This window comes from Cellulomonas sp. KRMCY2 (assembly GCF_000526515.1).
In the GTDB taxonomy this organism is placed as follows: domain Bacteria; phylum Actinomycetota; class Actinomycetes; order Actinomycetales; family Cellulomonadaceae; genus Actinotalea.
In genome coordinates this window covers 1,655,453-1,678,716 of sequence record NZ_JAGF01000001.1, presented here as the reverse complement: position 1 = coordinate 1,678,716, position 23,264 = coordinate 1,655,453, and the positions used below count along the sequence as shown (strand labels likewise).

Annotated in this window: 22 protein-coding genes; 10 read left to right on the top strand and 12 right to left on the bottom strand. The window is 72.3% G+C overall.

Annotation, left to right across the window (positions count from 1 at the left end; translation table 11 throughout):
- Nucleotides 1–93 precede the first annotated feature (93 nt).
- From K415_RS0108125 to K415_RS0108105, 4 genes are all read right to left on the bottom strand, one after another.
- Nucleotides 94–549, bottom strand: coding sequence for a GyrI-like domain-containing protein (locus K415_RS0108125; protein WP_024286574.1), 456 nt, complete (start codon nt 547–549; stop codon nt 94–96).
- Nucleotides 550–1,054: 505 nt separating this feature from the next.
- A complete protein-coding gene (locus K415_RS0108115) occupies nt 1,055–1,882 on the bottom strand; it encodes an ATP-binding cassette domain-containing protein (RefSeq protein ID WP_024286573.1) in 828 nt (275 codons plus the stop codon).
- Nucleotides 1,879–2,928 carry an ABC transporter permease gene (locus K415_RS0108110; protein ID WP_024286572.1) on the bottom strand — a complete coding sequence of 350 codons (1,050 nt, stop codon included), beginning with the start codon at nt 2,926–2,928 and terminating at the stop codon, nt 1,879–1,881. The genes K415_RS0108115 and K415_RS0108110 overlap by 4 nt, the downstream gene beginning before the upstream one ends.
- A 94-nt stretch (nt 2,929–3,022) precedes the next feature.
- Nucleotides 3,023–4,090, bottom strand: coding sequence for a substrate-binding domain-containing protein (locus tag K415_RS0108105; RefSeq protein WP_029663396.1), 1,068 nt, complete (start codon nt 4,088–4,090; stop codon nt 3,023–3,025).
- Between the two features lie 155 nt (nt 4,091–4,245).
- Between K415_RS0108105 and K415_RS0108100 the strand changes: the two genes are divergently transcribed.
- The gene (locus tag K415_RS0108100; RefSeq protein ID WP_231494850.1) at nt 4,246–5,313 is read left to right on the top strand and encodes a LacI family DNA-binding transcriptional regulator; all 1,068 of its coding nucleotides are present in this window, start codon (nt 4,246–4,248) and stop codon (nt 5,311–5,313) included.
- 64 nt (nt 5,314–5,377) lie between these two features.
- Here K415_RS0108100 and gtfA read toward each other — a convergent pair whose 3' ends face one another.
- Nucleotides 5,378–6,862, bottom strand: a complete 1,485-nt coding sequence (gtfA, locus tag K415_RS0108095; protein ID WP_024286569.1) for a sucrose phosphorylase — start codon at nt 6,860–6,862, stop codon at nt 5,378–5,380.
- Between the two features lie 190 nt (nt 6,863–7,052).
- Between gtfA and K415_RS0108090 the strand changes: the two genes are divergently transcribed.
- From K415_RS0108090 to K415_RS0108080, 3 genes are all read left to right on the top strand, one after another.
- Nucleotides 7,053–7,721 (top strand): histidine phosphatase family protein, encoded by a 669-nt coding sequence (locus K415_RS0108090; protein ID WP_024286568.1) that lies wholly within the window; start codon nt 7,053–7,055, stop codon nt 7,719–7,721.
- A gap of 120 nt (nt 7,722–7,841) precedes the next feature.
- Entirely contained in the window at nt 7,842–8,210 is a 369-nt protein-coding gene (trxA, locus tag K415_RS0108085) for a thioredoxin (protein ID WP_024286567.1), read from the top strand.
- Nucleotides 8,211–8,272: 62 nt separating this feature from the next.
- Entirely contained in the window at nt 8,273–8,674 is a 402-nt protein-coding gene (locus tag K415_RS0108080) for a DUF302 domain-containing protein (protein WP_024286566.1), read from the top strand.
- Between the two features lie 288 nt (nt 8,675–8,962).
- Here K415_RS0108080 and K415_RS0108070 read toward each other — a convergent pair whose 3' ends face one another.
- On the bottom strand, nt 8,963–9,505 hold the full coding sequence (locus K415_RS0108070) for a gluconokinase (protein WP_024286565.1): 543 nt from the start codon (nt 9,503–9,505) through the stop codon (nt 8,963–8,965).
- A 114-nt stretch (nt 9,506–9,619) separates the two neighbouring features.
- Here K415_RS0108070 and K415_RS0108065 point away from each other — a divergent pair, with 114 nt between their 5' ends.
- The 3 genes from K415_RS0108065 to K415_RS0108055 are packed head-to-tail and all read left to right on the top strand — an operon-like array spanning nt 9,620 to nt 11,666.
- Complete coding sequence (locus tag K415_RS0108065) at nt 9,620–10,663, top strand: DMT family transporter (RefSeq protein ID WP_081784946.1); 1,044 nt, start codon at nt 9,620–9,622, stop codon at nt 10,661–10,663.
- A complete protein-coding gene (locus K415_RS0108060; RefSeq protein WP_024286563.1) occupies nt 10,660–10,959 on the top strand; it encodes a type II toxin-antitoxin system VapB family antitoxin in 300 nt (99 codons plus the stop codon). Before K415_RS0108065 ends, K415_RS0108060 begins: the two co-directional genes overlap by 4 nt.
- Nucleotides 10,959–11,666 carry a LytR C-terminal domain-containing protein gene (locus K415_RS0108055; RefSeq protein ID WP_024286562.1) on the top strand — a complete coding sequence of 236 codons (708 nt, stop codon included), beginning with the start codon at nt 10,959–10,961 and terminating at the stop codon, nt 11,664–11,666. Before K415_RS0108060 ends, K415_RS0108055 begins: the two co-directional genes overlap by 1 nt.
- 73 nt (nt 11,667–11,739) lie before the next feature.
- Here K415_RS0108055 and K415_RS0108050 read toward each other — a convergent pair whose 3' ends face one another.
- Nucleotides 11,740–13,065: a uracil-xanthine permease family protein gene (locus tag K415_RS0108050; protein ID WP_024286561.1), complete on the bottom strand. Its 1,326-nt coding sequence runs from the start codon at nt 13,063–13,065 to the stop codon at nt 11,740–11,742.
- A 145-nt stretch (nt 13,066–13,210) separates the two neighbouring features.
- Between K415_RS0108050 and K415_RS0108045 the strand changes: the two genes are divergently transcribed.
- Nucleotides 13,211–13,744, top strand: a complete 534-nt coding sequence (locus K415_RS0108045) for a DUF4190 domain-containing protein (RefSeq protein WP_155859400.1) — start codon at nt 13,211–13,213, stop codon at nt 13,742–13,744.
- A gap of 5 nt (nt 13,745–13,749) precedes the next feature.
- Nucleotides 13,750–14,991 carry a glycosyltransferase 87 family protein gene (locus K415_RS0108040; RefSeq protein ID WP_024286559.1) on the top strand — a complete coding sequence of 414 codons (1,242 nt, stop codon included), beginning with the start codon at nt 13,750–13,752 and terminating at the stop codon, nt 14,989–14,991.
- Nucleotides 14,992–14,997: 6 nt separating this feature from the next.
- Here K415_RS0108040 and K415_RS0108035 read toward each other — a convergent pair whose 3' ends face one another.
- The 4 genes from K415_RS0108035 to K415_RS0108020 form a co-directional block, all read right to left on the bottom strand.
- Entirely contained in the window at nt 14,998–17,214 is a 2,217-nt protein-coding gene (locus tag K415_RS0108035; protein WP_024286558.1) for a glycosyl hydrolase, read from the bottom strand.
- Nucleotides 17,211–17,945 carry an HlyD family efflux transporter periplasmic adaptor subunit gene (locus tag K415_RS0108030; protein ID WP_024286557.1) on the bottom strand — a complete coding sequence of 245 codons (735 nt, stop codon included), beginning with the start codon at nt 17,943–17,945 and terminating at the stop codon, nt 17,211–17,213. Before K415_RS0108030 ends, K415_RS0108035 begins: the two co-directional genes overlap by 4 nt.
- The gene (locus K415_RS0108025) at nt 17,942–19,693 is read right to left on the bottom strand and encodes a glycosyltransferase (RefSeq protein ID WP_024286556.1); all 1,752 of its coding nucleotides are present in this window, start codon (nt 19,691–19,693) and stop codon (nt 17,942–17,944) included. The genes K415_RS0108030 and K415_RS0108025 overlap by 4 nt, the downstream gene beginning before the upstream one ends.
- Before the next feature lie 244 nt (nt 19,694–19,937).
- The gene (locus tag K415_RS0108020; RefSeq protein WP_024286555.1) at nt 19,938–20,885 is read right to left on the bottom strand and encodes an LLM class F420-dependent oxidoreductase; all 948 of its coding nucleotides are present in this window, start codon (nt 20,883–20,885) and stop codon (nt 19,938–19,940) included.
- Nucleotides 20,886–20,964: 79 nt separating this feature from the next.
- On the opposite strand from K415_RS0108020, the gene K415_RS0108015 reads away from it, so the two are divergent.
- On the top strand, nt 20,965–22,227 hold the full coding sequence (locus K415_RS0108015) for an NAD(P)/FAD-dependent oxidoreductase (protein ID WP_029663389.1): 1,263 nt from the start codon (nt 20,965–20,967) through the stop codon (nt 22,225–22,227).
- Nucleotides 22,228–22,275: 48 nt separating this feature from the next.
- On the opposite strand, the gene K415_RS0108010 is transcribed toward K415_RS0108015, so the two are convergent.
- Nucleotides 22,276–23,217: an Fpg/Nei family DNA glycosylase gene (locus K415_RS0108010; protein ID WP_029663388.1), complete on the bottom strand. Its 942-nt coding sequence runs from the start codon at nt 23,215–23,217 to the stop codon at nt 22,276–22,278.
- Nucleotides 23,218–23,264 lie beyond the last annotated feature (47 nt).

Genomic DNA, 23,264 nt, shown 5'->3' with positions numbered 1-23,264 from the left:
GGCGGGACGACTGACCGACCGACGGGCGCGACGACTGACTGACCGACGGGCGCGACGACTGACCGACGGGCGATCGGACGGGGCGGCCGACCGTCAGCCCATCGGGTAGACGATGCGGGTCTGCCACCTGCCGGGGTCGGCGACGCTCGCCGGCCCGACGAGGTACTCCTCCCACATCGCGGCGGACGGCGTCAGTCCCTGCTCCTCGAACCAGCGCGTGAGCTCTGCGTACGCGTCCGCCAGACCGTCGTAGGCGCCGACGTACGTCGCCTCGACCGTCGGGCCACCGGGCAGGGTCAGTGCGACGAGCCCACGTGCCGGGACCACCGAGCCGATCACGGGGAACCCGGCAGTCACGTCGGCCACCTGCTCCGTCGCACCGGCGTAGAACGCCACGGGTGGACCGGCCGGTGGGACCCCCTGCTGGTCGAGGGCGGCGGTGACCTCGGCGAACGCCCGTCCGAAGAACTCGGACAGGCCCGCCATCGCGACCTCTCCGTGGACTCCGATGATGAGCTGCGGCTCGCGCTCGCCCCGGTCGATCCTCATCGTGATCTCCTTGCACCGCTCTGCCGTCTCGGTCGAGACCTGCTCTTCCAGCCCTAGACCTCGGCCACGCCGTCCCAGAAGGGGCGAAGGTCCCGAGGCGGCGTCGACCACCACCCGCGGCGGACCGCCTGCGCCTCCGCCAGGACCTCGTCCACCCCTCCACGAGTGGAGCGCACCGTCCGCGACGCGCTGGGCGTGTCGCACCCGAACGCTCCACACAGGATCCGAACGCTCCACACAGGATCCGAACGCTCCACTCGCGGGTCGCACTCCCCGCCACACGAGTGCGACCGCTCCCGCGGGGCTGTCGTGACACTCACCCTCGCCGCGCCATCAGCAGCACCGTGAGGTAGCAGCCCGTTGACGATGTTGCTGCCGCGCGCGTCACCCAGGGCGACCTCCGACGATCCCTCGACTGCCGCATCGATCCCCACGGACAGCTCGGCGCTCGAGGTCGCGAAGGCGGCGAGGCGAGCAGGTCGTCGACAGCCCCGCCGGTGCCACCTCAGACAGGGGCGAAGGTCCCGCCGTCCCCTTCGACGCTCATCGCACCCGTCATGATCGCGACGGCTTCGCTCGGTGTGTGGCTCTGCGGAGTCACCACGGCCACCCGCCGGCCCAGCCGCTGGATGTGGATCCGGTCCGCCACCTCGAAGACCTGCGGCATGTTGTGGCTGATCAGGATGACCGGCAGGCCGCGGTCGCGCAGGTCGCGGACCAGTCGGAGCACCTGGTTGGACTCCCTGACCCCCAGGGCCGCCGTCGGTTCGTCGAGGATGACCACCTTCGAGCCGAATGCGGCGGCGCGGGCCACCGCGACCGCCTGCCGCTGCCCGCCGGACAGGGTCTCCACGGCCTGCGTCATGCTCTGCAGCGTCGTGATGCCGAGGGCCTGCACCTGGTCCTTCGCCCGGGCCCGCATCCCCCGCTTGTCGAGCATCCGGAACACCGAGCCCATGACCCCGGGCAACCGCTCCTCACGACCGAGGTACAGGTTGGAGGCGATGTCCAGGGCAGGTGAGACGGCCAGGTTCTGGTAGACGGTCTCGATACCGGCCGCCCGGGCGTCCTGCGGTCCATGGAAGATCATCGGCCTGCCCTCGAGCAGCAGCTCCCCGCGGTCAGGGGTGTAGGCACCGGACAGGCACTTGATCAGCGTCGACTTGCCTGCGCCGTTGTCACCGATGATGGCCAGCACCTCGCCGGGGTAGAGCTCGAGGTCCACACCGTCGAGGCCGACGACGCTGCCGAAGGTCTTGACCAGGCCCATCGCCTGGATCACCGGTTCGCGCGTGACGGTCGCAGCCGCCATCGGGGTCGTGGAGGTGCTCATGCCCGTCCCTTCCGGATCCACTGGTCCACGGAGACCGCGACGATCACCAGGATGCCGACGGCAAGAGTCTGGTAGAGCACGTCGAGGCCGGCGAGCGAGAGCCCGTTGCGGAAGACGCCGACGATCAGCGCCCCCAGCAGACTCCCCCACACGATGCCGCGACCACCGAACAGGCTGGTCCCACCGATCACGACAGCGGTGATCGAGTCGAGGTTCGCATCCGCGCCCGCGTTCGGGCTCGCCGCGTTGATCCGACCGATCAGGATCCAGCCGGCCAGCGCGAAGACCACACCGGCACTGACGTAGACGCTCAGCAGGACACGGTTGACCGAGATGCCCGCCAGACGCGCGGCGTCCTTGTCGTCCCCGACCGCATACACGTGGCGACCCCAGGCCGTCTGCCCCAGGCAGAAAGCGACCACGGCGTACATCACGAGCATCAGCAGCACGCCGACGGTGACACGTACCTGCCCGATCGAGAACGCCGAACCGGCCCGGGTGAGGAGCCCCGGCAGGTCGTCACCACGGACGGTGGCGCCCTTGGAGTACAGCAGGGTCAGCGCGATGAAGATGTTGAGCGTGCCGAGGGTGACGATGAAGGGCGGCAGCTTGAGGCGGGTGACCAGGACGCCGTTGAACAGGCCCGCGAGCAGGCCGACGGCGAGCCCGAGCCCGAGCGCCAGCGGCCCGGGGACACCGTTGGTGGTGGCTGTCTGCGCCATCACCATCGTGCCGAGGAGCATCACGGCCCCGACCGACAGGTCGATGCCCGCCGTGAGGATGATCAGGGTCTGGCCGACGGCGAGCGCCCCGACGACCGCGACCTGCTGCGTGATCAGGGAGAGGTTCTCCGGCCGCAGGAACCGGTCGTTGAGGATGCCGAAGGCGATGATCGAGACGATGAGCACGAGCGCCGGGCTCAGCGCGGGGTACCGGTGCAGGGTGCCCTGGATGCGCTGGCCGACGGTCTGCTGCTCGAGGAACTCCTCCGCGAGGTCGTGATGCTGCGCGGTCGACGCATCAGCAGGAGCTGGTTGGCTGTTCACGGTGTCTCCTGTGCGTCGTGGCGATGGCTGTGCGTCCAAGTCACCGGGCGTGGTCGGTGGCGCGTCGCGACGGCGCGCCACCGACCACCCGGGCTCAGCCCCAGCAGATCGCCTCGGCTGCGGCGACGTCAATGCTCTCGACGCCGTCGACGGGGCTCTCGGTCACGAGCGCGACGCCGGTGTCGAAGAAGTCGAGCCCTTCGGAGGTCTCCGGGGCGGCGCCGGTCCGGACCAGCTCGGCGATCGCCTTGACGCCCTCCTGGGCCATCCGCAGCGGGTACTGCTGCGACGTCGCACCGATGATCCCGTCCTTGACGTAGCCGACGCCTGCGCAGCCGCCGTCGACCGACACCAGGGTCACGTCACCCTCGCGGCCGGCGTTCTGCAGCACCTGGTAGGCGCCATAGGCAGCCGGCTCGTTGATCGTGTAGACCACGTTGATGTCCGGGTTCTTCGACAGGCAGGTCTCCATGGCGGTCGCCCCGCCGTCCTCGGCACCGTTGGTGGCCTCGTTGCAGACGATCGTGTAGGTGCCACCGCTGTAGCTGCCCGTGGGGTCCTCGTCACCGTTCACGGCGGCGTCCTTGACGTCGACGCCCATGCCGGTGAGGAAGCCCTGGTCGCGGTTGTAGTCGACCGAGACGATCTTGTCGTCGAAGAGGTCGAGCATGGCGATCACGGCGGGCTGGCCGTCCAGGTGCCCAGCGGTCCACTCCCCGATGCGCAGGCCGGCGTCGAAGTTGTCGGTCGCGAAGGTGATGTCGACGGCATCGGCGGGGTCCGGTGGCGTGTCGAGGGCGATCACGAAGAGCCCCTCCGCACGCGCCTTCTCGATCGCGTCGACGACCGCGGGGCCGTTCGGAGTGATCAGGATGCCGCGCTGCCCCTGGGAGATCGCGTTCTCGATCGCCTGGATCTGGGTGTCCTCGTCGCCGTCCTCCTTGCCTGCCGCGAGGGTCAGCGTGACACCCTCGTCCTCGGCGGCCTGCTTGGCACCGTCCTGCATCGCGACGAAGAACGGGTTGGTGGTGGTCTTGACGATCAGCGAGACGCCGATCTCCTCGTCGGAACCGGCCGACGGCGACCCGGCCTCGTCGCCGGACGGCGACGACGTGCATCCGGCGAGGACGAGGACCGCGGCGCCCAGCGCTGCGGTCGTCATGGTGCGCGGTCGGCGTGAGCGCGTGATCGGATGTGTGTTCACCGTTGAAGCTCCCCGGGTCGGCGGCGCCAAGGCGCCTGACAACGTTGTCACGGCCATGTCTACCCGGCTGCACGTAGCCGGTCAAGAGCGTTGGATCGCGATATGGTCACAGGATGACAACGTTGTCTGACGAGAACCAGGGCCGGCCGCCGCGCCAGCGCCCGACGATGCGTGATGTCGCCGCACTCGCCGGTGTCGGCATCAAGACGGTCTCCAGAGTGATCAACGACGAGCCCGGCGTGACGCCCGCCACGGCCGAGCGCGTGCACGCTGCCGCGCGGGCCCTGAGCTTCCGGCCGGACCTGACCGCCGGCACGCTGCGCCGCTCGGACCGCCGCTCGCGCAGCCTCGGGCTCATCCTGGCCAGCGTCGACAATCCCTTCTGCGCGGCCGTCCACCGCGCGGTCGAGGACGTCGCAGCGCTCCGCGGCGTCGCCGTGTTCTCCGCCAGCATCGACGAGGACCCGGAACGCGAGCGCGACCTCGTCGCAGCCTTCACCTCACGCCGCGTCGACGGCCTGATCATGACAGCGGCCTCAACCGACCACTCCTACCTCCGCAACGAGCAGGAGTCGGGTACCCCGATCATCCTGGTCGACCGCCCGCCGCAGGGGCTCGAGGTCGACTCCGTCGTGGTGGACAACGCCGAGGGCGCGCGGCAGGCGACGGCGCACCTGATCCGACACGGTCACCGCCGCATCGCCTACCTCGGTGACCTCTCGCGGATCGCGACAGCGCGGCTGCGTCATGCCGGATTCCTGGCGGCGGCGCTGGAGGCCGGGATACCCACCGACCAGCTCCGGGCGATCGACGACCTGCACAGCGAGGACGCGGCGGAGGCTGCGGCGCTGCGCCTGCTGGACGGGCCGGAGCCACCGACAGCCCTGTTCGCCAGCCAGAACCTCGTCACCATCGGGACCATCCGTGCCCTGCGTGCGCGCGGCGTGCAGCACACCGTCGCGCTGGTCGGCTTCGACGACTTCGAGCTCGCCGACCTGCTGGAGCCGGCGGTGACCGTGATCGCCCAGGACCCCGCCCGGATGGGTGCCCTGGCAGCCGAGCAGGTCTTCGCACGGATCGACGGCGGGCACCTCCCCGTGTGTCGGACCGTCGTGCCGACCCGGCTGATCGAGCGGGGCTCCGGGGAGATCAGGCCGCCGGCCACCGACTGGACCCCCTGACCCGGCGCACGACCGCCCGAGCGGAGCTGTCCGCCGTCGAGCGGAGCGCTCCGCGGTCGCCGGTCTACTCGGGCGGCGAGACGAGCAGGTCGTCGGTGCGCCGCGTCGTCCCGTCCGCCGTCCACTCCAGCGACGCCCTGCCCGCACCGAGGTCGACCCGGAGACTCGCCCGACGGTCGCCGTCCACCCAGGTCAGCGTCAGGACCCGGCCGTCCTGCTCGGCAGCCATCGAGAAGTCGCCGTCGAACACGTCGAGCGTGTTGCGGAAGCGCGCGAGCGCGAGCAGAGCCGTGACCACGGGCCGTTCGAGGGCCGCGTCGACCTCGGCGTCCGTGTAGCGGTGACGATTGATGTCCCGGCCGACGCCGGTCCGTGCCAGCAGGTCCAGGTCGTTGTGACCGGCCAGTGCCCCGACGTAGTAGACCTGCGGGATCCCCGGTGTGAAGAACTGCAGCGCACGCGCCGCGAGGTACCGGTGATCGTCCCGACCGAGCGCGTCGTAGAAGGTCGAGTTGACCTGGTAGACGTCGAGGTTGGACGCCGCCCAGCCGGTCGCCTGCCGGCTCGCCCCGTCCGTGCGCTGGTGGATGCCCTCGACGAGCGCGTCGACCTGCGCCGGGGTGAGCAGCCCGGGTCGGTCAGGCTCGGTCTGGTCCGGCCCGACGTCGATCACACCGATGCCGTCGTGGGTGTCGAGCACCGTGACCGCGTTGGCCGGCCGGATCCGCATCCACGCCGCCAGCGGACCCCCGTCACCGGTGTACAGGGCGTGCAGCACGAGCGGCGGAAGGGCGAAGTCGTAGACGCGGTCGACCGAGCGACCGATCTCGACCTGGCGGCGATAGTAGGAGTGCACCTCGACGAGCACCTCGAGGCCGCGCTGCCGGGCGAGTGCCGTGAGCCGGTCGATGAAGGCGAACGTCTCGGGTGTCATGAAACAGGTGGTGCCCGGCGTCTTGACGGCGTAGCCGACCGCGTCGAACCGGATGAGCGTGACGCCGGCCGCAGCCAGCGTGTCGAGGACCGAGACGAGGTACGCCTGGGCCGACGGCGAGGCGACGTCGATGTCGATCTGCGCTGCGGTGAAGGTCGTCCAGACCAGGCGCCGCTGCCCACCGAGCGTCACGGGGGTGAAGGGCAGGCCCGGCCGCGGTCGGTAGATGGCGGTCAGGTCGCTCTCGGTCGCACCCACCGGGAACACCGTGCTCATCGTGAGGAACATGTCCGCCCACGGGGACGCGGCACCCTTGGCGACGACGTCCTGGAACTGCGCGGAGTCGGCCGAGACGTGGTTGACGATCACGTCGACGACGGTGTCGAGGTCGCGTCCCAGGTCGCGCACGTCGTCCCAGGAGCCGAGGCGCGGGTCGACAGCGGTGTGGTCCACCGGGTCGAAGCCCGCGTCCACGCCGTCGTACGCGGTGAAGAACGGCAGCACGTGCACGCCACCGAAGGCCTCGCCGAACTTCTCCCGCAGGAGGCGGCCGACGCCCGGGAGGTCGCCGCCGAACCGATCGGCGTAGGCGATGAGCTGAACCTGGTTGCGCATGGCACGTCCTTCGTCCTCGACGACCCTCGGGCCGGTCCGAGCGCCGTCCTGCCGGCAGCGGCGACGATCGACGGCCCCGAACCCCGGGCGGAGCCTACCGGTGGGCGCCCGGCCGGGCCATGGTCCAGGGCCACCCGGTCACCCGGACCACCCGGCCGGCCTCGCGCTCCGATCGGCGAGAATGGGACCCATGCGACTCCTGCTCATCCGCCACGGCCAGACGCCCTCCAACCTCGGGGGCCTGCTGGACACGGGCGCTCCGGGCGCCGACCTGACGGGCCTGGGCCGCGCGCAGGCCGCGGCGCTGTCGCGGTCGGTCGGGACCGAGCCGATCGACGTGCTCTACGCCTCGACGCTGGTCCGGACCCAGCAGACGGCCGAGCCGCTCGCCCTGACCCTCGGCCTGACGGTCGAGGTCCGCGCGGGCATCCGGGAGATCGGCGCGGGCGCGCTCGAGATGCTGGGCGACGCCGCCTCGGTGCAGACCTACCTGGACACCGCGTTCCGGTGGAGCGACGGCGACCTGGACCTACGGATGCCCGGTGGCGAAAGCGGGACGGAGGTCTTCGAGCGCTACGACCAGGTGGTGGCCGAGATCGCCGCGTCGGGGGCGGGCACGGCCGCGCTGGTCAGCCACGGAGCCGTGATCCGGTCGTGGACCGCCGCGCGGGTGTCGAACGTCGACGTCGACCACGTGGCGAGCAACCCGCTGTCGAACACCGGGGTCGTGGTCCTGGAGGGGAGCCCCGGCACGGGCTGGCAGGCACTGACCTGGGAGGGTCGCGCGCTCGACGGCGGCGCGTCCAGCACACCCGAGGCGGACGGCCCGGCCGCAGAGCCGGTGCGCAGCAGGCGCTGACCCACGGCGCCACAGGGTGCACCGGATGCGCCTCCCTGGTCGCGGGAATACCCTCGTCCTGCGGTCGTTATACCCCCCGGGGTATCCAGGACCCCATCGCGCCGACCCGAGGAGGCAACCATGCCCACCATCGATCTCACCGCCAGTACCTTCGAGCAGACGGTCCGTGACAACGACATCGTGCTCGTGGACTTCTGGGCCGCCTGGTGCGGCCCGTGCCGCGCGTTCGCGCCGGTCTTCCAGGCCGCGTCCGAGCAGCACCCGGACATCGTCTTCGGCAAGGTCGACACCGAGGCCGAGCAGGCCCTCGCCGGACAGGCCGGGATCACGTCGATCCCGACCCTGATGGTCTTCCGCGACGGCATCCTGATCTACGCCGAGCCCGGCGCCCTTCCCGGTCCGGCCCTCGCCGACCTGATCGGCCAGGTGCGCGCCCTCGACATGGCGGCCGTCCACGCCCAGGTCGCCGCCCGGCAGCCGGTCTCCTGACCGGCACTGTCGACACCCGCGACACCCGCGACACCCATCCCCGACATCCAGGAGGACCACCCGTGAGCTATGCGATCAGCACCACCGTCGACCAGCCGTTCGAGCAGACCGTCACGGCGGTCCGGACCGCCCTCGCCGACCAGGGCTTCGGCGTCCTGACCGAGATCGACCTCGCGGCGACCCTCAAGGCCAAGCTCGACGTCGACATCGCGCCGCAGGTCATCCTCGGCGCCTGTCGACCCCCGCTGGCCCACCACGGCCTGCAGGTCGAGGAGTCCCTCGGCGTGCTCCTGCCGTGCAACGTCGTCGTCCGCTCGCTCGGCGACACGAGCACCCGGGTCGAGGCCCTCGACCCGCTGACGATGGTGACCCTCACCGGCAACCCGGCCCTCGCCGAGGTGGCGGAGGACGCCGCCGCACGCCTGCGGCTCGCCCTGGCCGCACTGACCGTCCCGGTCGGCTGAACCCGGCGGCACCCGCCCGGCCGGCACCGCCCGCACGTCCCGCACTCCCGCACGCCCACGCGTCCCGAACACACCCCAGAAGCACGAGACCCTAGAACGACCAGGAGACAACCATGTGCAGTCCCGCCCGTTGCATGTTCTGCGGCAACGTCACCTGGAGCGGTTGCGGCCAGCACGCCGACGCCGTCCTGGCGAGCGTCGAGCCGTCGAGCCGCTGCACCTGTCGCTGATCGACCACTGATCGACGCCCGCGCCCCCCGCGGACCGTCGTGGTCGCGGCCGACCCGCTCAGGACTGCCCGGCGCCCAGGCCGAGCGCCTCGAGAACCCGGTCGGCCACGACGTCCGGCGGGGCGTCGACGACGACCGTGACGCCGTCCTCGGAGTCCCGCAGCGGCTCGAGGGTGCCCAGCTGCGACGGCAGCAGGGCCGCCGGCATGAAGTGTCCGACCCTGGTCGCCAGCCGGTTCCCGATGACCTCCGGCGCCGCTGTCAGGTGCACGAACCGCACCGTGCCCTCGGCCTCGCCGAGGACGTCGCGGTAGGCGGACCGCAGCGCGGAGCACGTGACGATCGAGCTCCGTCCCGCGCGGGACTGCTCGGTCAGCCAGTCGCGCAGGGCGCGCAACCAGGGCCACCTGTCGTCGTCGGTCAAGGCGATGCCCGCGGCCATCTTCTGCACGTTGGCCGGGGGATGGAAGTCGTCGGCCTCCGCGTAAGGCCAGCCGAGGCGGTCGGCGAGGACCTCGGCGAGAGTCGTCTTTCCCGAGCCTGCGACCCCCATGATCACCAGGTGCTGGGCCGGTGGTCCGGGCCGCGCGTCGTCCGCCATCCGCCCACTGTGGACCACACCGGCCGCCGACGCACGAACCGCCCACGACCCACCAGGGCCGCCCACGACCGAAATCTGCCGGACGATGTCGCCGCCTGCCCGTAGCGTCTGCCCATGACGACGAGCGATCGACAGGCCGACCCGGGTCGACGGCCGGCCATGCCGGACCCGCCGGCCATGTCGGACCCGCGAGCCCGGTCGGCTCTCCCGGCTCTGCCCACGCTGGCCATCGGCGTGTCGGTGGTGCTCTGGGCGTCCGCGTTCGTCGGCATCCGCATCCTCGGGTCGGACGTGTCGCCCGGCGCCCTGACCTTCGGCCGCCTCCTGGTCGGCAGCCTCGCCCTCGGCGCCCTCCTGGCGACGAAGCATCAGGCATGGCCCGCGCGCGCGGACTGGCCCTCCTTGATCTGGATCGGCGTGCTCTGGTTCGCCGTGTACAACGTCGCGCTGAATGCCGCCGAGCAGCGGATCGACGCCGGCACGGCGGCGATGCTCGTCAACGTCGCGCCGGTCCTGCTCGCCGTCCTGGCCGGCCTCCGGCTCGGCGAGGGCTTCCCCCGTCCGCTCATCGTCGGCAGCGTGATCGGCTTCGTCGGCGTCGTGGTGATCGGCCTCGCAACCTCGAACGCGGCGGACGCGGACGTCTGGGGCGTCGTCCTGTGCTTCGTCGCCGCTGCCGCGTACGCGGTGTCGGTGATCATGCAGAAGCCGTTGCTCGCGCGCTCCTCGGGGCTCCAGGTCACCTGGATCGCGTGCACCGTCGGCGCGGTCGTCTGCCTGCCCTTCGCGCCGCAGCTGGTCACAGATCTGCGCGCGGCCGGTCCGGAAGCAGCCGCGGGCATCGTGTACCTCGGCCTGTTCCCGACCGCGATCGCCTTCACGACCTGGGCATACGCCCTGGCGCGCAGCGACGCCGGCCGGCTCGGCGCCACCACCTACCTCGTGCCACCGATCGCGATCGGACTCGGCTGGCTGCTGCTCGACGAGGTCCCACCGGTGCTCGCACTCACCGGCGGGCTGCTCTGCCTCATCGGCGTCGCCGTCACCCGACGCACCGGACGGCGGGCGTCACCGGACGGCCCGATCGCCGCCGCGGGCGCCCCCGTGCGCGCGTGGCCGGGACGGCAGCGCGCGCGCGCGACTAGACTCGACCCGTGATCTTCAAGGCCGTGGGCGACGGACGCCCCTATCCCGACCACGGCCTGACCACGCCCAAGCAGTGGTCGGAGGTCCCGCCGCGCCAGGTGCGTCTCGACGACCTCGTGACGACCAAGCGCACGCTGAACCTGGACAACCTGCTCTCCGAGGACTCCACCTTCTACGGCGACCTGTTCGCTCACGTCGTGCAGTACAAGGGCGTGATGTACCTGGAGGACGGCCTGCACCGCGCGGTCCGCGCCGCCCTGCAGCAGCGAGCGATCCTGCACGCCCGCGTGCTGGTGCTGGACGACTGATGACGACGTCCCCCGACCGCGAGCGGATGCTGCGCCGGCGGCACAAGCACGAGCGCCAGGCTGTGATCTTCGGCTCCATCGCCGCCGCCCTGGCCGTGGCGAGCCTCGGCGCCGTCGCCGTCTACAGCGGCACGCTGTCCGTCCCGATGCTCGACCGCGAGTTCACGACCCCCGACGTCGAGGACGTCGCCGCGATGCCCGACCCGCCGTGCCCACCCGAGGGCACCCTGCCGGTCGCCTACAACGTGATCCAGGTGAACGTCCTCAACGGCTCGGGTCGCGAAGGCCTGGCGGGCACCACGAGCACCGCGCTGACGACGCGGGGGTTCGCCGTCCTGAGCACGGGCAACTACCCGGCCAGCATCTCGAGCCCGGTCCAGATCGGCTTCGGCGAGGCCGGCCTCGCCGCCGCCTACACGCTGGCCGCCCAGTTCGACACCCCGCAGCTGCTGCTCGACACCCGGGTGGACGCGACAGTCGACCTGGTGCTCGGCGAGGACTTCACCGACCTCCTCGACCCGACCTTGATCACGATCGACCCGGTCGCCCCCTTGGTCGGGGTGCCCGGATGCGTCGCCCTGGAGACGGCCCTGGCCGACGCGGTACCCGGCCCGACGCCGACACCGACCGTGAACCCCGACGAGGAGTTCCAGGACGGTGGCGAGGGCTTCCCGACCGAGACCCCGGCGCCACCGGCCGAGGGCTGACGCCACCGGCCGAGGGCTGAGCGGGGCACCCAGGGCACCACGCCCCGGGCACCCCGCTGGTCACGCAGTCCGGTCAGTGCCTGTCGCTCTGACGCTCGAGCTCGTCGCCGCCGGGCACCGACGCCGGGCTGACCGGCTCGGCCGTCGTTCCCCGCCACCGGGCGATCGAACGCATCAGGTGGTAGATGCCGATCGCCGCGGCGGTGCCCAGTGCGATCCCCTCGAAGCGGACGTCACCGGCTGTCCAGCTGTAGTTCGCGATGCCGACGATGAGCGCGACGGCGGCCGTCGTGAGGTTGACCGGGTCGGAGAAGTCGACCTTGTTCTGGACCCAGATCCGCGCACCGAGGATGCCGATCATGCCGTAGAGGACCGTCGTCGCCCCGCCGAGCACCCCGCCGGGGATCGTCGCGATGAGCTCCCCGAACTTCGGCGACAGGCTCAGCACCAGCGCCGTCGCGGCTGCGACCCAGTAGGCGGCGGTCGAGTACACCCGCGTCGCCGCCATGACGCCGATGTTCTCGGCGTACGTCGTCGTGCCGGAGCCGCCCCCCGCGCCGGCGAGCGTCGTGGCCAGGCCGTCCGCGAGCAGCGCGCGGCCGATCATCGGGTCGAGGTCCTTGCCGGTCATCGCGGCGACCGACTTCACGTGGCCGACGTTCTCGGCGATCAGGACGAAGACCACCGGGATGAACAGGCCGAGGACGGCGAGGTCGAAGGACGGTGCGGTGAAGTGCGGCAGGCCGACCCACCCGGCGGCCTCGACCGAGGTGAAGTCGATCTCGCCGCGGATCACCGCGACGGCGTAGCCCACGAGCACACCCAGCAGGATCGCCAACCGCCCGACGATGCCGCGGAAGAAGACAGTGATCAGGATGATCGCGAAGAGCGTGACCATCGCGGTGATCGGCGACGCCTGCACGTTGGTCCACGCGACCGGCGCCAGGTTGAGCCCGATGAGAGCGACGATCGTGCCGGTCACGACGGGCGGCATCACGATGTCGATCCAGCGCGAGCCGGCCAGGTGCACCACCAGACCGACGACGGCGAGCAGCACACCGGTGATCATCACGCCGCCGAGGGCGACCGCCATCCCGCCCTGCGCCTTGGCCGCGGCGATCGGGGCCAGGAACGCGAAGCTCGAACCCAGGTAGCTGGGCAGCCGGTTGCGCGTGATCAGCAGGAAGATCGAGGTGCCGACGGCGGAGAAGAACAGCGTCGTCGCCGGCGGCAGGCCGGTGATCAACGGAACCAGGAAGGTCGCGCCGAACATCGCGACGACGTGCTGCATGCCGATGCCGATGGTGCGGGGCCAGCTCAGGCGCTCGTCCGGGCCGACGACGGTCCCCGGACTCACCTGGCGGCCATCTCCGTGCACGCGCCAACCGATGCTGCTCATCCGCGACTCCCTCAGGTGACGGGCCTGCCCGGAATGGCGTAGGGGCGCCACCGGTGACCCGCACGAAGAGTAGCGATCCGCGACCCGGAGCGGGCGACCTATGGGATGCTGAAACGCGCGAATCCAGACCTAACCAGGGAGCATCGTGAGCGAGCCAGGATCCCCCAGCGACCCGAGTGCACAGCCGTCCGGCGCTGCGCAGCCCTACCCGCCGGTGGCACCCGTCGGCCAGCCGTACCCGCAGCAGCAGCCCTACCCGACGGAGCAGCCCTACGGCGCGCAGCAGCCTTACGGCGCCCAGCAGCCCTACGGCGCCCAGCAGCCCTACGGCGCCCAGCAGCCCTACGCCGGGCAGCCCTACCCCGGCCAGGCCTACCAGGGCTACCCGAGCCAGCAGTACGCACCGGTGACGCCGACGAACACGATGGCCATGCTCGCCATGATCGCGGGCATCGCAGGCCTGACGCTCCTGCCCCTCATCGGTTCGATCGCCGCCGTGATCATGGGCCCGATGGCCCGCAAGGAGATGGCCCGCACCGGTGAGCAGGGCCAGGGCATGGCCACGGCCGGGGTCATCACCGGCTGGATCGGGATCGGCCTCGCCGTCCTCGGCGTCCTCGCCATGCTGCTCTTCTGGGGTGTCTTCGCCGCCTCGTTCAGCACGATCGACTACAACTGACCGCTGTGACCGGTGCGGCACGGGGCCGTGCCGCACTGTGGGTGGCCTTCGTCCTGGTGCACCTGTGGCTGACGGTCCTCGGGGTGCTCGTCGTCCCGGCCGAGGCGTTCCACGACGTCGACCTCTACCGCTGGTGGATGTACCTCGCCCTGGAGCGGGGCCAGTGGCCGGTGCTCGACGACGCCTGGGTGTACCCCGTCGGCGCGCTGGTCCCGATGCTGCTGCCGGCGGTGGGCACGACCGTCTCCACCGTCGGCTACGCCCTCGGCTGGTGCCTCCTGGTGACGGCCCTCGACGCGGTGGCGGTCGTCGTGCTGGTCCGACGAGCTGCGACCACGGCCGGCGCCTGGTGGTGGCTCGCCTTCCTCGCCCTGCTCGGTCCGGTGGCCGTCGGACGGCTCGACGCGATCGTCGCACCGCTCATGGTGGTCGCGCTGGTGCTCGCGCTGCGCAGCCCACCGGCCATGGCGATCGCCACCGCGCTGCTCACCGCCGGGGCCTGGGTCAAGGTCGCCCCGGGCGCGCTCCTGCTGCCACTGGTCGCGGCGTCCCGTCGGCCTGTGCGCGACGTCGTCGCCCCGGCAGCGGCGGTCTGCGCGGTCGTCGTGTGCACCGTCGCGGCCGGCGGCGGGCTCTCCCGGCTCACCGGGTTCCTGACCACCCAGCAGGGCCGTGGTCTGCAGGTCGAGTCGGTCACCGCCACACCGTGGGTGCTCGCCACCCTGTCCCGCGACGACGTACGGATCACGCTCAACGAGGCCCTGACCACGTACGAGGTCACCGGTCCCGGTACGACGACGGCCGCGGCGGCCCTCGACGTCGTGCTCGCCCTCGCCGTCGCCGCGCTCGCCGCGGTGCTGCTCCTCGCCCGGCGCCGAGGGACGGCGCAGGCTGCGCTGCTCCCTGCGGCGCTGACCCTTCTGACGGTGCTGATCGTGACCAACAAGGTCGGCTCGCCGCAGTTCCTGGCCTGGCTCGCCGCGCCGTTCGCGGTTCTGCTCACCGCGGGCGTCGACCGGGGCGGCAGGCCGCGGTGGGTCGTCGGGGCAGCCGTGCTCGCACTCGTGGCGGCGGGCTTGACGCAGGCGGTCTTCCCCTGGTGGTACATGGACCTGCTCGCGGGCGACGCCCTGCCCGCGCTGACCCTGGCAGCCCGCAACGTGCTGCTAGTCGCGGTGCTCACCGTCGCCGCGGTCGGGCTGGCGCACGCCGTCCGCGGCGCACCGGTCGGGCGCTCCGAGCGCTGACCGGGTTCAGCCCGTGGCCGCGGCCGCGTGCTGGGCGAGCCACGCCATCAGGTACGCGCGGGAGCTGCCGTCGTCGATCGCGGTGTCGGGCAGGCCGGCCGCGGCCTGCCATGCCTGCTCGGCGTCCTGCCGACCGGCGAGCGCCAGGTACATCAGCAGGTAGTCGCCGAACTGCACGCCGTACCCGTCGGGGGCAGCCTCCGCGACACGCTCCCGGATCCCCGCCGGGTCGCCTGCCAGGTACTGCGAGACCGGCCCCATCGGGATGAGCAGGATGCCCAGCATCGCGTTCGGCTCCGCGCTGAACCACGTCGCGTAGTCCCGCTTGCCGCCCCAGACCAGCGAGACGACCTGGTGCTCGAACCCGTCGTAGAGCGGGTCGTCCAGGTCGAGGTCGGTCCAGTAGGTGCGGGCCGAGGCCGCCTCGGTCGAGGCCAGCCAGGTCGCCTCGGTGACGAGCTCCGCCTGCCCGGTCGCCTGCGCCCACAGCCCCAGGCCGTTCCAGGCGTTGACGGCCTCGGAGCTGGACTCCTGGTTGTTGGCGTCGGCGAACGGCACCGTCCCCGAGGCCCACGAGTGCCCGGCGTAGACGTCGAAGACCCTGAGCTGCGGGAACCACGGACCGGGCCGGGCGGCGGCGATGTCCTGGGCCAGCAGGTCCATCACCGGGGCCAGGTCGCGCGCGAGCGCCGGGTCGTCCGCGGCAAGGATCCCGGCCGCCGCGAGCAGGTAGCCGTAGTGGAAGTGATGGTCGTTGAACTCGTCCGACCCGAAGGACGGGGTCAGGCCGACGACGCCACGCGCTGCCTCGTCGTAGACGAAGCACCGGGCGTCCCGGCGGGCGCAGCCGTCGGGCTCGGTCCACTCGCGCAGCGCCGCCTCGACCTGCTCCCGCAACGGCGCGACGACGTCGTCGGCCCCGAGCTCGCGGCCGAGGGCGACGAGGGTCGCGGCCCGGTACAGGGCCTTCCCGCCGAAGTAGGTGTCCGAAGGGAACGCAGGCGTTGCCACGACGTCCAGGCGCAGCTGCTCGACGACGGCGGCGCGGCGGTCGGCCGGTACCGCTGACAGGTCGAGGGAGCCGGCGGGCTCGATGACCGGGGCCCAGGACGTGAGGATCGACCCGGCGCACAGCTCGAGCGTGCCGTGGACGCTCGGGTAGCTGCCCAGACCGCACCCGTCCCGGTCCGGCTGCTCCCCGGTGCGATGGTGCGGCATGGTGACGACCGCCGTGGGCTGACCGGTCCGGGTCCGGTAGGCGATCGTCGTGCGCGCGTGACCCTCGCCGACCCCGTAGCTCACCTCGGTACCGACGACCTGGTCGGCGGCGGCCCGGGCGAGCACCTCCGCCGCGCTGCCGGACGGGCCCGACGACGAGCCGGGCTCGTCCGGCAGCGGGTACCAGGTCGCGCTCTGTCCCGCTGCCAGCCGGAGACCGCCGGTGTCGGTGATCGAGCCGTCGGGCACGACCAGGGCCCACTCGCGGCCGGAGATCACCGCCGTCGCGGATGCCGGGCCGTCCGGGGTCGGTTCGAAAACGGCGTCGACAGTCATGCTCAGGCCGGGGCCGGACTCGTCGGCCGTCAGGCTCACGAACGGCGAACCCTCGGCCAGCAGCAGCCGGCCGAGGACGGCGGCGCCCGCCTGGCCGTCGTCGCCGAGCAGCTCGACCGTCACGCTCGCGGCGTCGTAGGCGCCGACCCGCACGCCGCCGGCGGCCACGTCGACCGTCAGCGCGGGCTGGTGCGGGCCGACGATCGCCGCCGCGCTCGTCACCGGCTCCGGCACGCCGAGCGAGAAGCCGGACCCGGTCAGCGCAGCGGAGAGCGGCAGCGGGAAGACCGGCTGCGGCTCGTCGCCGAAGACCAGCCCGCTGAACCAGCGGTTGGTCGGCGGGACCAGCCCGGGTGCCAGCCGTGCGGGGTCGACCTTCGCCGCGGCGGCGTGGTGGATCGCTCCGACCAGGCCATCGGTGTCGACCTCGGGCAGCGGCGCGTCGGGCGGACCGTCGGCGGTGCCGTCACCGGCCACCGTGCCGATCGGGCTGCCGGACGGACTGTCGGTCGGGCCGCCGTCGGAGATCACTCCCCCACTGTGCCCCAGACGCAGGGCCGACGCGGCCAGGAGCACGGCGATCACGCCGACAGTGCCGACAGTGCCGACGCTGCCGATCAGCACCATCCGCCGCCGCCCGGTCGACCGCCCGGTCGACCGCCCGGTCACGGCGCCACCTCCCGGACGAACCGTTCGACGGCCGCCGAGACCCGGGTCACCACCCCGTCGTTGCGCAGGTGCAGCCGGGCGGTCACCGGGGTGCCGGCTGCCACCAGGGGGTCGCCGTCCGCGTCGTCGGTCAACGTCGGCGACGTCACCCGGACCACGACCTGGGCGCGGCCGCCGGCCGTGGTGACGGACAGCCCGTCGACCCGCCCGGTGAGCTCCCGCTCGTCCGGCAGCACGATGGTGACCCGGGCGTCGTCCGCGAGGCGCGCGTACTCCTGCGTGCCGAGCTCGTACTCGGCCTGCACGTAGAGGCTGGCGGCCTTCTGCACGGTGGCCACCTCGCTCGACGCCTGCACGAACGTCCCCGCGGCGGCGTCCAGCTCGGTGACGGTCCCGGGGCCCGTGGCCCGGACCACGAATCGGCCCTGCTCGTCGAGATCCTCACCGATCGCACCCGACGGCACGAGCCCCACGGCGATGTCGTGCTGCAGGGTCGCCGACTCGATCACGAACAGGGCGTCGTTCTCGGCGACCACCTGCCCGACCTCGACCAGCTGGTCGACCACGAGGCCCGCGTAGGCGGCCCCGACCGTGTAGGAGTCGGCGGCGATCTGCGCGGACGAGCTCTCCGCGACGCCGCGCGTCTCGTTGAGGTGGTAGGTGCCGAGGGCGGCGACGACGAACACCGCGATCAGCCCGACGGCCAGCCGGAACCGGTTGCCCCAGGTCATCGTGCACCTCCCGCCGGCTGGGCCTCGGCCGTCGCGATCGGGCCGTCGAGCCTCCGGCGCGGGTGGCGCGCCGCGATCCGCTCGACGCGCCGCACCCGGCGGGCGGCGTGTGCCTCGCGCAGCGCCGTGACCATGAACGCGCCGAGCACGACGGTGTTGGTCACGTTCCAGGCGAGCGCGAGGCTCAGGGTTCCGTTGGCGAGGTCCTTCCAGCCGCCCACGACCGAGGTCAGCAGCAGGAAGGCGAAGAAGAGCGCCTGCGGAAGGATGTAGTTGAACGGTGACGTGGCCGTCCCGGTGCTGCCCGTCACGTGCCACCGCTGCTCCCGCCGGAGGACCGCGTTGACCAGGGCGCGCAGGTAGATCGGGAACGAGACGGTCGCCAGCATCAGCACCTCCCAGCGGAACGAGCCGAGGGTGTAGAACGCGACGACGATCTGCAGGACGTAGAACCCGGCGTAGTACAGCAGCCAGGTCAGCGGCGAGATCTGCAGGTTCATCGGGGACAGGCCCAGATAGATCTGCAGCGGTGGCACGAGCAGCAGGAGCAGCGGGCAGATCCCGGTCAGGTAGTGCGTGGCGGTGACCGTGTACTGCAGCCGCTGGTCGAGGGTGAGCCCACGACGTCGGGTCATCGGGTTGTGCGTGAGCATGATCTCGAAGCCGCCGGTCGCCCAGCGCAGCTGCTGCTTGGTGTACGCCTCGATGGTCTCGGGGGTGTCCCCGATGGCGAGGGTCATCGGGATGTAGACCGACCGCCACCCGCGCTGGTGCAGCATGAGCGAGGTCCAGACGTCCTCGGACTTCGAGTCCGAGTAGATGCCGCCGATCTGGTCGATCGCGGCCCGCCGGAAGATGACGTTGGTGCCGACGCAGAACGCGGCGTTGAACCGGTTCCGCCCCGGCTGGACGAACCGGTAGAACACGGCCTGCATGTAGCCGGCGCCACGCGAGACGAGGTTGTTCAGGTTGCCGTAGGTCTGCGGCGTCTGCACGAACGCGACGTCGTCGGAGGCGAAGAACGGCACCGTCTCGTGCAAGAACCCCGGCAACGGCACGAAGTCGGCATCGAAGATCGCGAAGTACTCGCCCGAGGCGAGGCTCAGCGCGTGGTTGATGTTGCCGGCCTTGGCGCCGTTGCCCGACAGCCGCCGCACGTAGCGGGCGCCGAGCTCGGCCGCCAGGTCCCGGACCTCGTCCGAGCGGCCGTCGTCGAGCACCCAGGTGATGTGCTCGCCGTGCATCCCGACGGCAGCCGAGACGGTCCGCCGGATCGTGCTCAGGTCCTCGCCGTACGTGGTGATGAACACGTCGATGCCCACCTCGCGGTCCCGCAGGAGCATCGGCCACCGGTGGGGCTGGTTCTCGGCCCCTGCCCCGATGATGCCAGGCAGGTCGTAGAGCTGGTCCTGGGCGTGGTGGAAGGCGAACCCGCGGGGGTCGTGGCCGCTGGAGAGCACTGTCCACATCGCCAGCAGGGCGTGGCTCACGAGCACGGTCTCCGCGGTGATGACCAGCAGGTACGGCAGCCAGTCGCCACGGTTGGCCGGGTTGAGCAGGAAGACCGCGTACACCACGACACCTGCGCTGGCGAGCAGCACGAGCAGCATCAGCGACGGGCTCTGCGCTGCGGCGTTCTCCGGGGTGCGGGTCGGCGCTCCGGTCGGGGCGGACGCCCGTCCGGCGCGCGTCGGGTCGGTCCTGCGGGGTTCGGTCACGAGTCGGTCGAAGGTGGTCTGCGTCGTCACTGGGACTCCCGGGATCGGGGACTCAGGGCGATGGTGGGCCGACAGGCCGTCACCACCGGGTGCGACGGCAACGTTGGCGCCCGGTGCACGGTGCGCACCTGGTGCGCGCTCTCCGTGAGGTGCACGAACCTAGCAAGACCGGATGACATCGGCATGAACTGGACATGTGGAACAGGTCACATACCGGGCGGACGACGAGGGGCGGTCGACGCAGGCCCGGGTACGACGCCGAGGCCCGGGCGGCTCAGCGCAGCCGCGGAGCGACCTCCTGGGCGACCAGCGCCAGATGGTCGAGGTCCGCCAGGTCGAGCACCTGGAGGTACACCCGCTGGACGCCCTCGGCCGCGAGGGCCGCCAGCCGCTCGGTGGCCTCGTCGACGGTGCCCGCGACCCCGTTGGCGCGCAGCTCCTGGGGTTCGCGGCCGATCGCCTCGGCCCGCCGGGCGACCTCGGCATCGTCCGCGCCGACGCACATCACCAGGGCCACCGAGTAGACGAGGTCGTCCGCGGGTCTGCCGATCTCCTCGCACGCGGCCCGCACCCGGGCGAACCGGGGTCCGATCTCCGCCAGTGGCGGGAAGGACGCGTTGTACTCGCCGGCGAACCGGGCTGCGAGCGCGGGCGTCCGGCGCGGCCCGCTGCCCCCGACGATCACCGGCACACCGGCGGCGCCGGGCAGGACGGTGCTGCGCTGCACGGGCTTGGGCAGCCCGGGGCAGTCGGTCAGCGTGTAGTGCGCACCGTGGTGCTCGAAGGTCCCGCGCACGGGCGTCGCCCAGAGCCCGGTGACGATCTCGAGCTGCTCGGTGAGCAGGTCGAACCGCTTCTCGGGGAACGGGATGCCGTAGGCCTCGTGCTCCCGCGCGAACCACCCGGCGCCCAGGCCCAGCTCGACCCGGCCGCCGGACATCTGGTCCACCTGGGCCACCTGGATCGCCAGGACCCCGGGGTGACGGAAGGTCGCCGAGGACACCAGGGTGCCGAGCCGGATCCGGCTGGTCTCGCGGGCCAACCCGGCGAGGGTGGTCCAGGCGTCGGTCGGTCCGGGCAGGCCATGGCTGTCGCCCGTGGCCAGGTAGTGGTCCGACCGGAAGAAGCCGTCGTAGCCGAGCTCCTCGGTGGCCTGGGCCACGCGCAGGATGTCGTCGTAGGTCGCGCCCTGCTGGGGCTCGGTGAAGATGCGCAGATCCATGGCCCTACCCTGCCATTGGGACCGCGACGACGCGGCTCCCGCAGCCGCCCGGCCCGGCCGTGAGACTTCGGAGGACACGATGACGTCATCAGCAGCACCAGCCGGACCCACCGTCGTCGTCGTCGTCGGCGCGAGCCTTGCCGGTGCCACCGTGGCCACGACCCTGCGCGCCGAGGGCTGGACCGGGCGGATCGTGCTGGTCGGCGACGAGGAGCACCTGCCCTACGAGCGGCCGCCGCTGTCCAAGGCGTACCTGCAGGGCACCGCCGAGCGGAGCACCGTCTTCGTCCACCCGGCCGACTGGTACGACGAGCACGACGTCGAGCTACGGCTGGGCCGGACGGTCACCGCCGTCGACCGGGACTCCCGCGAGGTGCTGCTCGACGACGGCGAACGGATCGGCTGGACGGACCTCGTCCTGGCGACCGGATCGCGCCCGCGCCTGCTCGACGTCCCCGGCGCCGGCCTGGACGGCGTGCACTACCTGCGCCGGCTGGAGGACTCCGACGAGCTCGCCGACGCCTTCGTCGCCGCGGACCGTCTGGCGATCGTCGGTGGCGGCTGGATCGGCCTGGAGGCCGCCGCCGCCGCACGCGGAGCCGGGCTCGAGGTCACGGTGCTCGAGGTGGCGGAGCTGCCGCTGCTCCGGGTGCTCGGCCCCCGGGTCGCCACGATCCTGGCGGAGCTGCACCGCGAGCACGGTGTGGACCTGCGCACGGGGGTGCAGGTCAGCGAGCTGCTCACCGAGGACGGACGCTCGGTCAGCGGCGTGCGCCTCGCGGACGGCAGCACCGTCGCGGCCGACGCCGTCCTGGTCGGCATCGGGATCGTGCCGAACGTCTCCTTGGCGGCGGACGCGGGCCTTGAGGTCGACGACGGCATCGTCGTCGACGAGCACCTGCGGACCGCCGATCCGCACGTGCTCGCGATCGGCGACGTGGCCGACGCCCTGCACCCCGTGCTGCACCGCCGGCTGCGCGTCGAGCACTGGGCCAACGCGACCCGCCAGGGCGAGGTCGCGGCACGGACCATCCTCGGGATCGACGCGGTCGACGCGCGGCTGCCCTTCTTCTTCACCGACCAGTACGACCTGGGCATGGAGTACGTCGGTCACGTCGAGCCGGGCCGGTCCGACGAGGTCGTGCTCCGCGGCGACGTCGCAGGTCGCGAGCTCCTGGCGTTCTGGGTACGGACCGACGGAGCCGGCTCCGGGACGGTGCTGGCCGGTGCCACCATCAACATCTGGGACGTCAGCGAGCGGATCGAGGCGCTGATCGTCTCGGGACGCACAGTCGACCTCGCCCGGCTCGCCGATCCCGACGTGCCGCTCGACGAGCTCTGACCGGCCACCCCGCCGTCACACCAGGCCGTCACGCCGGGCGCTCGGCCGTCACACCTGGCAGGCCGGGCACCAGTAGAGGGTGCGGCCCGCCAGGTCCGCCCGGGCGATCGGCGTCCCGCAGACCAGGCACGGCTCGCCGGCCCGGCCGTAGACCGCATGCCGCTCGGAGCGGTCGGCGAGCGCCCGAGACCGACCCTCGGCGTCGAGCCCCTCGCGCGTGACCATCACCCCGGTGCGCACGCCGTCGTCCAGCAGACCGACCCAGTCCCGCCAGAGACCGCGGGCGATCTCGACCGGGACCTGCCGACCGGGGGTGCGTGGGTCCAGCCGGGCCCGGAAGAGCAGCTCGGCCCGGTAGATGTTGCCGATCCCGCTGATCACCGACTGGTCCATGAGGAGCTGGCCGACGGCGGTCCGGCGAGCGGTCAGGCGCTCGACGGCCGTCGCCTCAGGGTCCGGCCACGCGTCGACCCGCGGGTCGGGACCCGCCGCGGCGACCAGGGCCGCGACGTCGTCCGGGGTCAGCACCTCGCACGCCGCCGGGCCACGCAGGTCGGCCAGGGACTCGTCGGTCAGCAGGCGCACCCGGACCTGGCCGACCGGTGCGGGCGGGAAGGCGGGGGCGGCGCCGTCGTCGGGCCCGACCGCGTGCTCCCCCTCGCCCATCCGCACCGCGCGCCGCAGCCGGGGCGCACCCATCGAGCCGACCGCGACGCTCTCGGCGGTGACCGCCGAGATCCGGCCGTGGAAGTCCCAGGCGCCGTACAGGCCCAGGTGGACCCGCAACCAGCGGGTGAGGTCGGCGTCCCCGGCGTCGAAGGCGACCAGCAGCTGCTTGCCGACCGCGCGGGCCTGCGTGATCGTCCGCCCGTCGAGCAGCGCCGCCCCGGCCGCGAACCGGCCCTGGGGTGAGCTCACGGCGGCCGGGTGCCCGACGAGGTCGGCGGTCAGCTGCATGGCGATCCGATGGACGGTATGACCCTCTGGCACGGGGTGAGGGTACCCACGTCGCCGGCGGGATCACCGGTCGACGGCGG